This is a genomic window from Nitritalea halalkaliphila LW7 (assembly GCF_000265075.1).
GTDB classification, from domain to species: domain Bacteria; phylum Bacteroidota; class Bacteroidia; order Cytophagales; family Cyclobacteriaceae; genus Nitritalea; species Nitritalea halalkaliphila.
Genome location: NZ_AJYA01000051.1, coordinates 1 through 13,651, shown reverse-complemented (window position 1 = coordinate 13,651; position 13,651 = coordinate 1). Strand labels below are relative to the sequence as shown.

Annotated in this window: 14 protein-coding genes and 3 pseudogenes; 10 read left to right on the top strand and 7 right to left on the bottom strand. The window is 47.7% G+C overall.

Features of this window, described 5'->3' with window-relative positions; all coding sequences use genetic code 11:
- Positions 1-1,863: pseudogene (gene secD / locus A3SI_RS13700) on the top strand (protein translocase subunit SecD); the annotation flags it as partial.
- Positions 1,864-2,021: 158 nt separating this feature from the next.
- On the opposite strand, the gene lysA reads toward secD, so the two are convergent.
- The gene (gene lysA / locus A3SI_RS13695) at positions 2,022-3,248 is read right to left on the bottom strand and encodes a diaminopimelate decarboxylase (protein ID WP_009056805.1); all 1,227 of its coding nucleotides are present in this window, start codon (positions 3,246-3,248) and stop codon (positions 2,022-2,024) included.
- A gap of 232 nt (positions 3,249-3,480) precedes the next feature.
- Between lysA and A3SI_RS21065 the strand changes: the two genes are divergently transcribed.
- Genes A3SI_RS21065 through A3SI_RS13685 form a run of 3 tightly spaced genes read left to right on the top strand, consistent with a single transcriptional unit; the run spans position 3,481 to position 5,885 of the window.
- Positions 3,481-4,035 carry a hypothetical protein gene (locus tag A3SI_RS21065; protein ID WP_238531774.1) on the top strand — a complete coding sequence of 185 codons (555 nt, stop codon included), beginning with the start codon at positions 3,481-3,483 and terminating at the stop codon, positions 4,033-4,035.
- Complete coding sequence (locus A3SI_RS13690) at positions 3,972-5,153, top strand: sensor histidine kinase (RefSeq protein ID WP_238531773.1); 1,182 nt, start codon at positions 3,972-3,974, stop codon at positions 5,151-5,153. The genes A3SI_RS21065 and A3SI_RS13690 overlap by 64 nt, the downstream gene beginning before the upstream one ends.
- Positions 5,154-5,192: 39 nt before the next feature.
- Positions 5,193-5,885, top strand: coding sequence for a response regulator transcription factor (locus tag A3SI_RS13685; RefSeq protein ID WP_040670998.1), 693 nt, complete (start codon positions 5,193-5,195; stop codon positions 5,883-5,885).
- A gap of 189 nt (positions 5,886-6,074) precedes the next feature.
- Here the strand turns inward: A3SI_RS13685 and A3SI_RS13680 are convergent, their stop codons facing one another.
- A complete protein-coding gene (locus A3SI_RS13680) occupies positions 6,075-6,806 on the bottom strand; it encodes a 3-oxoacyl-ACP reductase (protein ID WP_009056799.1) in 732 nt (243 codons plus the stop codon).
- Between the two features lie 83 nt (positions 6,807-6,889).
- Positions 6,890-7,363, bottom strand: coding sequence for a 23S rRNA (pseudouridine(1915)-N(3))-methyltransferase RlmH (gene rlmH / locus A3SI_RS13675; protein WP_040671002.1), 474 nt, complete (start codon positions 7,361-7,363; stop codon positions 6,890-6,892).
- 247 nt (positions 7,364-7,610) lie between these two features.
- Between rlmH and A3SI_RS13670 the strand changes: the two are divergent.
- A pseudogene (locus A3SI_RS13670) lies at positions 7,611-8,110 on the top strand (fasciclin domain-containing protein).
- Positions 8,111-8,162: 52 nt separating this feature from the next.
- On the opposite strand, the gene A3SI_RS13665 reads toward A3SI_RS13670, so the two are convergent.
- Entirely contained in the window at positions 8,163-8,636 is a 474-nt protein-coding gene (locus A3SI_RS13665; protein ID WP_040671000.1) for a YcxB family protein, read from the bottom strand.
- A gap of 170 nt (positions 8,637-8,806) precedes the next feature.
- Between A3SI_RS13665 and A3SI_RS13660 the strand changes: the two genes are divergently transcribed.
- Positions 8,807-9,037, top strand: coding sequence for a hypothetical protein (locus tag A3SI_RS13660; protein ID WP_009056795.1), 231 nt, complete (start codon positions 8,807-8,809; stop codon positions 9,035-9,037).
- Positions 9,038-9,050: 13 nt separating this feature from the next.
- On the opposite strand, the gene A3SI_RS13655 is transcribed toward A3SI_RS13660, so the two are convergent.
- Positions 9,051-9,470 carry a Fur family transcriptional regulator gene (locus A3SI_RS13655; RefSeq protein ID WP_009056794.1) on the bottom strand — a complete coding sequence of 140 codons (420 nt, stop codon included), beginning with the start codon at positions 9,468-9,470 and terminating at the stop codon, positions 9,051-9,053.
- Between the two features lie 95 nt (positions 9,471-9,565).
- Between A3SI_RS13655 and A3SI_RS22905 the strand changes: the two genes are divergently transcribed.
- From A3SI_RS22905 to A3SI_RS13645, 4 genes are all read left to right on the top strand, one after another.
- Positions 9,566-9,727: an FAD-dependent oxidoreductase gene (locus A3SI_RS22905; RefSeq protein WP_316929218.1), complete on the top strand. Its 162-nt coding sequence runs from the start codon at positions 9,566-9,568 to the stop codon at positions 9,725-9,727.
- On the top strand, positions 9,702-10,409 hold the full coding sequence (locus A3SI_RS22900; protein WP_316929217.1) for an NAD(P)/FAD-dependent oxidoreductase: 708 nt from the start codon (positions 9,702-9,704) through the stop codon (positions 10,407-10,409). The genes A3SI_RS22905 and A3SI_RS22900 overlap by 26 nt, the downstream gene beginning before the upstream one ends.
- A 23-nt stretch (positions 10,410-10,432) precedes the next feature.
- Complete coding sequence (locus A3SI_RS22895) at positions 10,433-10,681, top strand: hypothetical protein (RefSeq protein WP_316929216.1); 249 nt, start codon at positions 10,433-10,435, stop codon at positions 10,679-10,681.
- A 93-nt stretch (positions 10,682-10,774) separates the two neighbouring features.
- A complete protein-coding gene (locus tag A3SI_RS13645) occupies positions 10,775-11,959 on the top strand; it encodes an RsmB/NOP family class I SAM-dependent RNA methyltransferase (protein ID WP_009056792.1) in 1,185 nt (394 codons plus the stop codon).
- A 101-nt stretch (positions 11,960-12,060) separates the two neighbouring features.
- On the opposite strand, the gene A3SI_RS13640 is transcribed toward A3SI_RS13645, so the two are convergent.
- Positions 12,061-13,452, bottom strand: coding sequence for an LruC domain-containing protein (locus A3SI_RS13640; protein WP_009056790.1), 1,392 nt, complete (start codon positions 13,450-13,452; stop codon positions 12,061-12,063).
- Positions 13,445-13,651 (bottom strand): annotated as a pseudogene (locus A3SI_RS19385) (hypothetical protein); the annotation flags it as partial. The gene A3SI_RS13640 and the pseudogene A3SI_RS19385, both read right to left, overlap by 8 nt.

Below are 13,651 nucleotides of genomic sequence, written 5' to 3'. Positions count from 1 at the left end.
AGTTAACCGTTCTTCTGACCAGGCACTTTTAGAAGGTGATGTGGTAACAGATGCCCGCCAGACCCTGGATCAAAGTTCCCGACCAGCAGTTTCCATGCAGATGAATGCAGAAGGTGCGCGCAAGTGGAGACGAGTAACAGCAGATAACATCGGCCGCCGTATCGCTGTCGTTTTAGATGACTTCGTTTATACAGCGCCTACCGTACAGTCTGAAATCCCAAGCGGTCAGTCTGAAATCACGGGGAACTTCACGATCGAAGAGGCAAAAGACTTGGCGAATATCCTCAAGTCTGGTTCACTTCCTGCGCCAACTAAAATCGTGGAAGAAGCCATCATCGGTCCTACTTTAGGAAAAGAAGCACAGCGTCAGGGGATCGTTTCGATGATTTCAGGTCTGGTGTTAGTGGTTCTCTTCATGATCGCGTATTATTCTAAGGGCGGTTTTGTGGCTATCGCGGCCTGGTGTTTAACATCTTCTTTATCCTCGGTATCCTCGCGCAGCTAGGTACAGCCCTTACACTACCGGGTATCGCAGGTATCGTATTGACGATCGGTATGTCTATCGATGCGAACGTGCTCATCTTCGAGCGTATTGAGGAAGAGCTCCGTAATGGTGTTTCCTTGATAGCAGCCATTAATAATGGGTACTCTAAAGCATTCTCTGCGATTCTCGATTCGAATGTCACGACTTTCTTGACGGGTGCTATCCTGTATTCTTTGGGCCAGGGCCCAATAAAAGGCTTCGCCATCGTCTTAATGATCGGTATCGCGTCCTCTTTCTTCTCTGCTGTGTTTATCACCCGCGTGATCGTACACTGGATGAGTGCAAAAGGGGATAAGTCAAGCATCTCTTTCATCTCTCCTCTAGCGAAAAAAGGCGGCTTAGCCGACCTTAATATCGACTTCTTAGGCAAGCGTAAAGTTGCTTATTTGATATCCTCTTCCATTATCGTAGTAGGTCTTTTACTCGCTGTTTTCTCCGGACTTAAGTTTGGCGTAGACTTTACGGGCGGACGTTCTTACATCGTCGAATTCAGTGAACCTGTGGTGGCCTCTGATATTAAAGTAGGTTTAGATGCTGACTTGGAAGGCTCTGTGGAGGTGAAATCCTATGGAGCGAATAACGTGATGAAAGTAACGACCTCTTACCTCATTAATGAAGATGATGATGCGTCGAATGCAGAAGTCGAGCGTCGTGTGCGTGAGGGCTTGGCTAAGGTGACGGGGGCTACTTTTAAGGCAGATGCAAGTTCTTTAGCTTCGGGCGAGTTTTCGATCACAGGATCTTCTAAGGTAGGTGCTACTGTGGCGGATTCCATTAAGAAATCCTCTGCTGAGGCGATGTTCTTCGCGATTCTAGCGATCTTTTTGTACATCTTATTACGCTTTAGAAAGTGGCAGTTTTCTTTGGCATCTATCGCCGCACTAATCCATGATACCCTATTTGTGATCGCAGCATTCGCGATCGTATCGGCCATCGGTGTGAATGTGGAGGTAGACCAGGTGTTCATCGCTGCACTCCTCACCGTGGTGGGTTACTCCATTAACGATACCGTGGTCGTATTCGACCGTATCCGTGAAAACATGGAAAATAGAGGTTCTAGTAAGTTGGTCAAGTTATTTAACGATGCCATTAACCAGACCATGGCGCGTACCTTGATTACATCTGCTACGACCTTAATCGTGGTGCTTGTGCTCCTCATCTTCGGTGGTGAAGTCTTAAGAGGATTCTCTTTAGCGCTCTTAGTGGGTGTTTTAGTGGGTACTTACTCTTCCATCTACATCGCTACTCCAGTCGTAGTGGATTTAATGAAGCGAGAGCTGGAGCAGGATGAAGCTGAGCCGGCGAAGAAGGCTGTGTAAATAGCTTTGGTTTTGCCGGAGGCAAAATTTCTAAAAGCCCTTTCGGATATCCTGAAAGGGGCTTTTTCGTATCTGTTTTTCGGGCTGCAGGAATAAAAAAAGGGCAGAGAATGCTCCCTTGCCCTAAAGATATTTTTGGCCGTCAGGCCTTCCGAGTTTCAGAAAGATAAGACCACCTGCTGCCGCAGTAAATCGTCGAAGGTTTCGCGCTTGCGGATGAGGTGCGCCTCTCCTTCATAGATGAGGACCTCTGCGGGGCGCATGCGTGAGTTATAGTTAGACGCCATGCTAAAGCCATAAGCACCAGCGTTTTGGATCACTAAGACATCTCCTGTGTCCACCGTGTGCAGTCTGCGTTCTGCGGCGATGGTATCCGTTTCACAAATATAGCCCACGATGGTGTAGACCTGTTCGGAGCCACTTGTTTTCGTCAGGTTATAAACGCTATGGTAGGCATCGTACATCATGGGGCGGATGAGGTGATTCAAGCCGCTATCGACTCCGATAAAGGTGGAAGCTGGGGTAGACTTGACCACATTAGCGCGAACCAAAAGAAATCCCGCTTCGCTGACCAGGAACTTTCCAGGCTCAAACCAGAGTTCTAATTTGCGCCCATAGCGCTCACAAAAGGCCAAGAAGGCGGCAGAGACCTTTTCGCCGATGTCTTCCATGTCCGTGGCTATATCTCCTGGTTTATAGGCCACCTTAAAACCTCCTCCAAAGTCGAGAAAGCGTAGGTCAGGAAAGGATGCTGCGGCCTCAAAGAGGATTTCAGCGCCTTTCAGAAAGACAGCGGCATCTAAAATATCTGAGCCGGTATGTACATGCAGGCCTGTTACCTGTAGCTGGTAGCGCTCCACGATTTCAGTGATGGCCTTCACCTGTAGGATGGAAATCCCAAATTTGCTGTCGATATGGCCAACAGAGATCTTCGCATTTCCCCCGGCCAGGATATGTGGATTTAGGCGCACACAGACGGGTACGGAGGCACCATAGGTTTGGCCGAATTTTTCCAGCATGGGCAGGTTATCGATGTTCAGCATAACGCCTAGTTCGACTGCCTGCTGAATTTCGGCGAAGCTCACCATGTTCGGGGTGTACATGATGTCTTCGGGAGGGAAGCCTGCTTCTAGACATAGCAGAACCTCTTCTATAGAAACGGCATCGGCTCCGGTACCGGATTTTCGTAAAAGTTTTAAAATGCTTAGGTTGGAAAGGGCTTTCGTCGCATATTTTATACGTAGGGGGACAGCGTTAAATGCCTCCTGTAACCGTTTTACCTGTGCTTGTATTTTTTCAGCGTCGTACACGTAGACGGGCGTGCCGAAGGTGTCGGCTACCGTTAAAAGAGAAACCCCTTGAATGTGGGTAGGTTGTGCCTGCATAAGCTTCATTATTCAGATAGCAAAGTTAGGAAACCAGGGGAAATAAAAAAGGAAGACACCTGCCTTCCTTCTTTATATCTATATAATCAAACTATGCTTAATTTAAGAAACTACTCTACATACGTAGCTGGAGCGCTGTATGTTGGGTTTTTTTGGAATTTAAGGCATATTTTTGCCGTTAAAAGTTGTTAAGTAGCTGATTTCTCTTATAACATAAGTGTAACTTTGTTCTATGAGTAAAGCGACCATGAAGGTGATTATCGTGCTGATGGTGCTGGCGAGCCTAGGAATGGTGGGTTTTCAGTACTATTGGATTAATAGTGCCTTCTATGTACAGGAGCAGCGCTTTACTCAGCAGGCAGTAGATGCTTTAAACCGGACGATCGTGCGGCTGGAAGAAGGGGAGACCAGTGATATATTTTTAAATATTTTGGCTCGGGATACGACCTTGCAGCGCAGCTTGTTTAAGCGCATCGACCCTATTATCGTGGAGGTGCAGCAGACGCAGATTCGCTACTCGCGGCCTTCTATCATGGATTCGCTTCGCTTTCAGTCTATTCCTACTTTTACGCCGCGTTTCCGCCGCCTTTTAGAGATCAGAGGTATAGACGCCTCTGTTCTGGCTGATATAGATGCCTTTTTTACTATTTCACCCCCGAGCGTGCTTCGGCGCTATTTACGCCAGATGAGATGGAGGTGCTGTTACAGGAACGCGAGCGACAAATGCAGTACCTCGAAGAGCAGGAGCGCTTGGAGGAGCAAGCGGGCTATGCGACTGAGCGCGTAGAGGTAGTGCAGCAGGTGCGTCTTCCGAAGGATGCGCTAGATAAAATCCGAAATGCTAATTACAAAATAGATGCGATGAACCGGGCGATGGAGGAGCTTCTTTCTGGTCAGAAAGCTGTCATGGAGCGTATCGATCCAGAGCGCGTCATCAGCCTTACTCAAGAACACCTTCAAGCGAAAGGTATTCAAGAACCCTTTCAAATGGGAGTGGCCACAGATGAAGGTGCCTTTTACCCCTTGTTCAGCGAAGCTTTCGCAGATACACTTTCTCCTTCAGAGGAAAGCATTCGTGCGCGTCTGTTTCCAAAAGATATTTTAGGTAAGGAAAACTACTTGTACTTACACTTCCCCAATAAGTCGAACTACATCATTAAGCAGATTTGGTTACCTCTTTCCAGTAGTGTGGTGCTGATGGGCATCATCATTTTCTGCTTCATCTACGCTATTCGCACGATTATTCAGCAGAAAAAGCTTTCTGAAATCAAGAATGATTTTATCAACAATATGACGCATGAGTTTAAGACGCCTATCGCGACCATAAGCCTCGCTGTAGAAGCACTTCAAGACCCTGAGCTCATGCATCAGCAGCGTTTTCGTGAGCGTTACCTGCAGGTGATCAACCAAGAAAATAAGCGATTAGGTGAACAAGTGGAGAAGGTGTTGCAAGCGGCCACTTTAGACAAGCAGCAGTTTTCATTAAAAAAAGAACGCCTGGACTTACATGAAGTGCTCAGTGGCTGTACGCAGCAGGTAGCCCTTCAGATCGAGCGAAAAGGAGGGCAAATCGCGTTTTTCGGTTCACCGGGAGCGTGGGTGGAGGCAGACCCTTTTCATCTGACGCATATTTTCAATAACCTCTTGGATAACGCCATCAAGTATTCCAAAGATGCCCCTCAGGTGTCCCTTCGTCTGGAGGCAGAGGAAACCTATTATGTGGTGACTATTTCGGATCAGGGAATCGGAATGTCGAAAGAAGCCTTGCGCTATATTTTTGATAAATTTTACCGTGTTCACACCGGAAATGTGCACGATGTAAAAGGTTTTGGCCTAGGTCTAGCGTATGTGAAGGCGATGGTCGAAGCACATAAAGGCCAGGTATTCGCTGAGAGTGACCACTAGGAAAAGGCAGTACATTTACCATAAAAATCCCAAAGCATGATGAATCCTAACCGCATACTTATCGTCGAAGATGATCCCAATTTAGGGGATATTTTACACGAATATCTGGAAATGAAAGGTTTCCAGGCGACCCTTTGCCGCGATGGTGAGGAAGGCTGGAACCGGTTTAAGAAAGGGGCCTTTGACCTGTTAGTTTTAGATGTGATGATGCCGAAAAAAGATGGCTTTACGCTGGGAAAGGAGATCAAGCAGCTCGAGCCTGAAATCCCTATTATTTACCTAACGGCTAAAAATCAAAAGGAGGATGTCATTGCCGGCTTGAAGTTGGGTGCTGACGATTATATGACCAAACCGTTCAGTATGGAAGAGCTCCTTTTGCGCATCCGCGCCATTTTAAAGCGCAGCGCGAAAGCGGACACGCAGGCACTCAGCGTGCTGCAGTTTGGAAGCTTTACTTTGCATTATGACGAGCAGCGGCTGGTAGGCCCTGATGGTACGCATAAGCTTACCAGTAAGGAAAATGAGCTCCTTAGAATATTGGCAGCGGATGTAAACAAGCAGGTGAATAGAAGTTTAGCGCTGAAGCAAATCTGGGGTGATGACAGTTATTTTAATGCGCGGAGTATGGATGTGTACCTCAGTAAAATTCGTAAGCTGCTCAAGGCAGATCCTCAGGTACAGATTATCACAGTGCATGGAGAGGGGTATAAGCTGGTGGTTACGACCAGTTAATTTTTTACCAGCACCCTAAGGCACCTGGTGTGGGCCTCCGTTGTGTGTCCTTCCGCCTCCTTTCTGCTGTGCCTTTCTGTGCAGGGGATGTGGGTTAAGGAAAAAGGCCTTTCTATGCGTTTGGAATAGAAAGGCCTTTTTCTTTGCATCAGGTGCAGAGTTACTTCATATTCATGCCTCCATCTACGATCAGGTCCTGACCGGTGATGGCGCGTGACCAGGGAGATGCAAAAAACAGGCAGGCATCGGCCAGTTCTTCAGGCTGGTTACCCGCTGCAGGGGAGTATTGGCCTGAATGATGTCAAAAACAGCGTCTGAGGTGGCCGCACTCGCATCTGTGGTACGCAGAAGGCCTCCTGAGAGCATATTTACGGTGATGTTATGTGCACCCAGCTCGCGGGCGAGGTTCCGGCTGAAGCCCAAGAGTGCCGCTTTAGCGGTCGTGTAATCGTAGTAAGGGACCACGGGATTATGGAATAAGTTGGTGCCGATCTGGATGATGCGCCCGAATTTCGCAGCCTTCATGCTGGGGAGGCAGGCCTGGATACAGTGATGGGCCCCTTTAAGGGTTCCTGTTAGCTGAGCCTCCATATTTTCCCATGCGAGCGCCTCATACTGCGTGTTTTGGCTCGGATCAAAACGATAGTTGATCAGCGCATTATTCACCAGGGTCGTAACAGGCGCTTTATGGTACACCTCGGCTTGACGTAGCATAGCGGCCACCGCTCCGGCATCGCGGACATCTGCCTGAAGGGCCACGGCACGTTCTCCGATTTCCTGAGCTAGCGCTTTGGCGGCGTCTTCACTTTGGTAATAGTTGATGACGACACGCGCGCCTTCGGCCGCAAAGGCCTGAGTAATGGCCTTGCCTAAGCCTCTGGCCCCACCTGTGATGAGGACTACTTGGTCTTGGATTTTCATGGTTTCAGTTTAGCAGATAACACGAGAAACTGCGGGTTTCTGTTACGGTGGTCGGAAACTTTGGCGTCAGCCACTTCCACTAACTATTCATGATGATAGGGCTCCCCGTTTAATATCGTGTAAGCGCGGTAGACCTGCTCCAGTAGAAATAGGCGTACCATCTGGTGAGAAAAGGTCATCTTAGACAGGGAAAGGGTGCCATCTGCTCTGTCGTAAATCGTGGAATCGAAACCGTAGGGACCTCCGATAAGTAAAATTACCTGTTTCCAACCCGCGTTCATCTGCTTCTGCCAAAACTCCGAAAACTCCTTAGAAGTAAATAGCTTTCCCCCCTCATCGAGTAAGTAAACGCGGTCGCTGTCCTGAATCCGCTTTAAAAATAGCACGGCCTCCTTCTCCTTCTGGCTGGACTCCGAGAGGTTTTTAGCTCCTTTTATGTCTGGAATGACCTCAAGCTCGACTTTTAAGTAAAACTGCAAGCGCTTCAGGTACTTCGCATAGAGCGCCTCTAGTTCGCGCTCGTCTGTTTTGCCGATGGCGATGATTTTTATCTGCATGGAATCAGGCTTTGGAGCCTTAAAGTTACGGGAATCTGCTTGCTTCTCGTAGCTTTCTTTCGCCTTCCTAAAAGGCATTTGGCCTGTTTTGGTTTTTGCCCTAGGGGCAAAGGCATGGTTATACCCTATAAATGTGTATGCACTGCCTAAAAATGTATATAAAAATTTAAACAATTTATTTTAACTAATTGAAAAACAATTCTTTGAATTCCTAGCTTTTCTATAGGTAATCCAAACAAATTCTACCATGAAAAAACTATTTTCTCTTGCGCTAGTGCTGACCGTAGTGTTGGCCTCCGCATTTACCGTAAACAAGAATGCGTCTGTAACTGCGAATGATGACATCGTGGCTTTAGCGTCTAAAACGGACTTTTTATCTACCTAGTAGCTGCTGTGCAGGCAGGTGATCTAGTAGGCACCCTGCAGGGAGATGGTCCTTTTACTGTGTTTGCTCCTTCTAATGAAGCTTTCTCGAAACTTCCTGCTGGAACTGTAGAGGAGTTGCTGAAGCCAGAGAACAAAGCACAGTTAGTGGCAGTGTTGACCTATCACGTAGTACCTGGAAAAGTATATAGCAAAGACCTGAAAGATGGTATGAAAGCGAAAACAGCTCAAGGTTCTGAGGTGACGATTTCCCTGAAAGATGGTAAGGCGATGGTCAATAATGCGAACGTAGCCACAGCAGATATCGAAGCTTCAAATGGAGTAGTGCATGTAATCGATGCCGTTATCTTACCTCCTATGTAAGTTTCCTTCTCTGGAAAGCATAAAAAAAAGGCGGTAGAAATACCGCCTTTTTTTATGCCATTAATCCTTTACGTTTAAGAATCGTCTCTAAAAATTTAATCTCGTTTTCGGATTTAAAGATGGTATAAGGCAGGTAAATAAACTGTGCGCGTGACATGGTAAGTACGAAAGCTTCCTTCGACTTCTCTACTTTCTTAATCAAAGACCAGTTTATCGGCATGCCCTGCCGTGCATTTAAGCGCATTAAAATTTGACGACTGTCGATTTCGTAGGATAACTTATCGAACATGGCCTTGTTCTGCTCCATTTGTGTGACGCCAGCGAACTGGATGAGCCAGAAAAGCACATAGAGCAGATAGGCGAGGATGGCCATGCTGATCCACCACCAGGAGGCGATCCAAAAATACCCGCAAGCAATACCCACGGCAATTAGGATGGTCCACCACTGTTCTTTTAGCACATTAGCCAGGCCTGTTTTGATATAGGTCCCAGAGTCTAACTGATATTTCTTGGTTTTAACGATCATTTTGGTACGGTATTCGAGCTGCAAATATCGACCTATCCACCCGATTTAACAAACGGAATCCCCTAATCCTGATTATTTTGAAAAAAATTAAATCATTATGGATTCTAAACGGTTAAACTATTGGTAGATAAAATTCTTTGTAGTAACTTAAAAGAAATTTTCGAAGGAATATGAGTAGCTTAATCATAGATTTAATATTATGTGGGGTGGCGTATGTGGTGCTGATCTATTTTGTCGCTACTATGACCAAAGCCCGCTTCCAAAGAGGAAGAGATAATGGAGACGATGGAGATGGAGGTATCGAAGATATCACTCCTCCTAAAATTGATTTGCCGCCAGGGGTCATCTGGCCTTCAGATGCGCCGAAACGCGTAGGCCCGAAAGAGCCTGTCGAGGTTTAAATTGATCCCTGATTTATCGGTTACACTGCTGACAGATTCCTTGAATTAAAAGATTTACCTCTTTTTCTACGAATCCCTGTGGTAATTTGATTTTCGGAAGTACAGCGCTCTCGACACAGGTGGTTTTTCCACAGACTTCGCACTTAAAGTGCACATGGTCGTGACTATGCTCTTCATCATGGACAGCATGGGAATGGTCGTGGCTACAAAGGGCATATTTCACCGCCCCGCTGTCGTCTAACACTTTATGTACAATATCCTTTTCCAGATACGTTTTTAATGTTCGGTACAGCGTCACACGATCATGCTCAGGTGTAAGCACTTGCTCTAAATCGGCATGCGAAAGTGCCTCCTTCCGCTCGCCCATCAGCGCCAGTACATCCAATCGACATTTTGTTATCCGTAATTTTTTTTGCTGCAGCAGCTCTTCCATGCGTGTTAAGAAATATACTTATGAATCAAACGTTCCTCCTAAATTAGGGTTTTACTCTTAGTATCCCAAAAATTCCCGCGTACCCGCTTCTGCATATGCCCAAAACAGTTAAAAAGTACACCTTGCTCGTCATCGGAGGAGGACTCGCAGGCCTAGTGAGTGCCATTTTACTTCGTAAAGCAGGGCACCAAGTTACCTTAGTTGAAAAAAAAAGCCTATCCCTTCCACCGCGTGTGCGGAGAATATATCTCGAATGAAGTGCGTGACTTTTTAAAGCGGGAGGCGCTCTGGCCTCCGGATGAGGTAGCAGAGATCAGGCAGTTTATGCTCTCCTCGACGGATGGAAAACAGGCCACCCTTCCCCTGGACCTGGGGGGATTTGGCATCAGCCGCTATACTTTAGATCTTTTCTTGTATCAGCGTGCACAGCAAGAGGGGGTGGAGGTGCTCGAAAAGGAGCAAGTCCTCGATGTGCATAAAAAGAACCGGCGGATGCAGGTGACCCTGCAGCGGGGTGGGATGCGAGAAGTAGACATGGTCTTGGGTGCCTTCGGCAAAAGATCTCGCCTAGATAAAACCCTCCAGCGCTCCTTCATGCAGCAGGAGGGAGCCTATATCGGGGTAAAATACCATGTAAAAAGCGATTTTGACCCCCATACTGTCGCACTGCATAATTTTCCCGGTGGTTACTGCGGGATGAATAAAGTCGAAGGGGATCGCTATAATCTCTGTTACCTGGGGAGCCAAAAGGACCTGAAAACGTATGGTTCCATTCCTGAAATGGAGGCGGCTCGGCTGCATCAAAACCCCCTTCTAAAAGAGATTTTCACCAGCAGTACCTTTTTATTCGAAAAACCCGAGGTCATCACCTCCGTTAGCTTCGCGAAAAAAGCTCCCATCGAGCAGGATATTTTAATGCTCGGCGATGCGGCAGGCTGATCACCCCACTGTGCGGTAATGGGATGGCCATCGCTATCCATACTGCAAAATTAGCCGCAGAGGCGGTAAATGAAAGTAGCTCCCCTGAGGCAGCCCGCCAGCGCTATGCGAAAAGTTGGTATGCCTTATTTTACGGTCGCCTGCGCATCGGCCGAATGATTCAGACCCTTTTCGGGGCTGGCACCGGCTCACGCATTGCCGTAGGCCTTCTGCGCTACAGCCCAGCCCTGAGCACCCAGCTGATGGCACGTACCCACGGTCAGCCCTTTTAGTTTCGCCTTCATCATGCGGACTTCCCTACTGCGCTAGGGGCCTTTGCCCTCGGGGCAAAAAATAATGCTATCTTTACGCCAGATTTAAGCAACATGAAATTATTTCCAAATACCGTCCGCGGCGTCGTATTCGCGCTGGAGCAGATTTTCGAACAGGGCTACTACACCGATAAGGTCATCGAGCGCCTCTTTAAGGCGAATCCCAAGTGGGGTGCACGCGACAGGGCTTTCGTGGCGGAAACCGTCTATGAAATGGTACGCTGGTGGCGGCTCCTACGTGAAATTAGCCCACAGCAGGATTATTATAGCCTTTTTGGCACCTACTATTTAATGGCTGGGCATGCACTTCCTGCATGGGAGGAGTTTAAGCATGTGCAGGCGGATGCGGTCCGCAAAGGGCTAGATGCGGTAGAAAACCGGGCGGTAAAGGCCTCCATTCCTGACTGGCTCGATGCAGCTGGGGCTTCGGGATTAGGAGCGCTCTGGGAGCCGGAGTTACAGGCGCTGAACCAACAGGCAGCGGTGGTGCTGCGGGTGAATACACTTAAAAACTCGAGGGAACAGTTGAAAAATCGTTTGGCAGCAGATGGCATTCAGGCCTATGCGCCGAAGGGTTATCCGGATGCGCTCGTACTGGAGCAGCGCCAAAACATTTTCAAGCATCCTGCTTTTAAGGAGGGGGCTTTTGAGATTCAGGATGCTTCTTCTCAGCTGGTGGCCGCGGCCTTAGATGTGGAGCCGGGCATGCGCGTCATCGATGCCTGTGCCGGCGCGGGTGGCAAAGCGCTGCATATCGCGGCACTGATGCAGAATAAGGGGCGTGTTTTGGCGATGGACATCGAGGGCTGGAAGCTAAAGCAGGCCAAGCTGCGTGCCCGAAGGGGTGGAGTCTCCATCCTCGAAACGCGCGAGATCGAGGCTAAAACCGTGAAACGGCTTCGCGATTCTGCGGATCGCTTGCTGCTCGATGTGCCCTGCACGGGTTTAGGTGTCCTCAAGCGCAACCCAGACACGAAGTGGAAGCTGAGCCCCCAGCGGCTGGAAGAGTTACGCGGTATCCAGCAGCAAATCTTACAAGGGTACACGCCGATGTTAAAGCCAGGTGGGGTGCTCGTGTATGCGACTTGTAGCATTTTACCGGCAGAAAATAAGGAGCAGATAGACAGGTTTTTAGCTAGTCCTGCGGGTCAGGCCTTCCAGCTAGTAGAAGAGCAGCATGTGCTGGCCCATCAGAGTGGATTCGATGGCTTTTATGTGGCGAAGCTACAGAAGGGTTAGTGTCCTTTGGGCCAGGGGCCCAAAGCTTTTAATGGAAGAGCGCATAAAAAAAGGAGCACCTAAGGCGCTCCTCTTTTCCACTTTATACACACAAATTATTCCTATTTTTTAAATAATTTACTCTCGTCTCTGTAACCAGGTTTATCGATGAACCAGTCTTGGTATTTAGAACCATTTGACTTTGCCCATTCTTTCATTTTTAAATACCCTTCTGTAATGTTATTTTTTTCTCGCATAAAGGGTACATCAGCTGGTATAAACATCACCCATGGCAAGCCGTTTTCTTTAGAGGTGTATCTAACTTCTTTATATAAGGCATTATCTGAAGCGGTTCCAAAAAGACTAGGGTCTGCAAGGTCGGTCCCCTCTCGTCCTGGAAGGTGAATTTCGCGCCCACGCTCCTGGTTGACAATTAAAAATGGGCTCATATCATATTCAGTACCCGCTGGGAAATCAGCACCCTCATTTACCTTAATATGAATCACTATCGGTTCGAGGTCAGGCACGCCTACCAGGAAAGGGTTATTTGCTGGAATAAGTGTTCGAACATTTTCAAAAACGATCACGGTGAGATGGGATTGGTTTGCTTCCGCACCATTAGGTAGATAATTGAATATGACCGATTTCCCTTTAACTGTTCCCCTAACTTCTTCCACAGCCCAAATAGGAATAGATGGAAAATGGATGCCAAAGCTATTATCGAAAGCGGCACCCGCTGCGCGCGGTTGAATCGTGAGCCTGATTTCCTTTAAAATACCATCTTTTGACCTTTGTAGTCTTTCGCCTTTAATTCCTAAGACAAGGTCATTAAAGTCATAATCCCCTAAACCAGGCCATAAGTCCTCAAACATAAGCGTGCTGTATCCTTCTGTTCCGAAGATCGAGATAACATTTTCGGTATACGTTCGTGTTTCATCAATGGTACAGTTTCTCGTGGGATCAGCAGCTGTATTACCGTGAAGACTAAAGTCATCTAGGGCGATGCGACCCTCACCTCCACTACCTGTGAATGAAATCATGATTTTCGTATAGTGAGTGTCTCGAAGTATTTCCCAAGGGACTTCTATAGAGTATGTGCGGACTTTGGGGTCTGATGGATCAGCTAAGCTTTCAGAAAAAAAGTGTATAGGCGTTCCTTCCTCTTCACCGCTCCATTTGTGTGGTATGTAGCTGAGATGCACAGTGCGATTGGTAGCGGAGCCACCATCTGTTTTTAATTTAAAGCTTATGTTTCCTGAGTTTATGAGTAACCACGGAGTCACGATGCTTTGCTCCCCAATCGTGGAGGTATTAACAGAGTTCGTAGTTCTTACCGTGTAGCTACCTGAAATTTCTATGGACGAGTCGATGGTGGTGCCGTTAAAGCCCCAGCATGCAGTGCGATAAGGGCCAGTACTTCCAAGCTCAGCATTAAAAATTTGAGCCTGAGCTAGTGGGCTCCAGAGAAGTCCGAAAAGCCCTATGGATGCGATAGAAGAAAAAAGCTTAGTCATTTACAGGGAAGTTAAAGGTGATAGAAGACTGACGTGCGTTTGCGTTTACGCTAAGTGAGCCGAAGCTGACGTCTAGGCGTTCGATCTGAGCCGGAACGGCCACTTCGATACGTAAGGCATCATTAGCTGGCTGAAGCGCTTGGTAAAGGACCACGCCCTCGGGAGTGCTTACCGTGAAGAGTGCGCTAAAGTCAATCGG

Bases quoted from the DNA above. Each gene is read 5' to 3' on its own strand.
- lysA (WP_009056805.1), bottom strand. From the start codon at position 3,248: ATGCAGGCACAACCTACCCACATTCAAGGGGTTTCTCTTTTAACGGTA.
- A3SI_RS21065 (WP_238531774.1), top strand. From the start codon at position 3,481: ATGAGTAAAGCGACCATGAAGGTGATTATCGTGCTGATGGTGCTGGCG.
- A3SI_RS13690 (WP_238531773.1), top strand. From the start codon at position 3,972: ATGCAGTACCTCGAAGAGCAGGAGCGCTTGGAGGAGCAAGCGGGCTAT.
- A3SI_RS13685 (WP_040670998.1), top strand. From the start codon at position 5,193: ATGAATCCTAACCGCATACTTATCGTCGAAGATGATCCCAATTTAGGG.
- A3SI_RS13680 (WP_009056799.1), bottom strand. From the start codon at position 6,806: ATGAAAATCCAAGACCAAGTAGTCCTCATCACAGGTGGGGCCAGAGGC.
- rlmH (WP_040671002.1), bottom strand. From the start codon at position 7,363: ATGCAGATAAAAATCATCGCCATCGGCAAAACAGACGAGCGCGAACTA.
- A3SI_RS13665 (WP_040671000.1), bottom strand. From the start codon at position 8,636: ATGATCGTTAAAACCAAGAAATATCAGTTAGACTCTGGGACCTATATC.
- A3SI_RS13660 (WP_009056795.1), top strand. From the start codon at position 8,807: ATGAGTAGCTTAATCATAGATTTAATATTATGTGGGGTGGCGTATGTG.
- A3SI_RS13655 (WP_009056794.1), bottom strand. From the start codon at position 9,470: ATGGAAGAGCTGCTGCAGCAAAAAAAATTACGGATAACAAAATGTCGA.
- A3SI_RS22905 (WP_316929218.1), top strand. From the start codon at position 9,566: ATGCCCAAAACAGTTAAAAAGTACACCTTGCTCGTCATCGGAGGAGGA.
- A3SI_RS22895 (WP_316929216.1), top strand. From the start codon at position 10,433: ATGGCCATCGCTATCCATACTGCAAAATTAGCCGCAGAGGCGGTAAAT.
- A3SI_RS13645 (WP_009056792.1), top strand. From the start codon at position 10,775: ATGAAATTATTTCCAAATACCGTCCGCGGCGTCGTATTCGCGCTGGAG.
- A3SI_RS13640 (WP_009056790.1), bottom strand. From the start codon at position 13,452: ATGACTAAGCTTTTTTCTTCTATCGCATCCATAGGGCTTTTCGGACTT.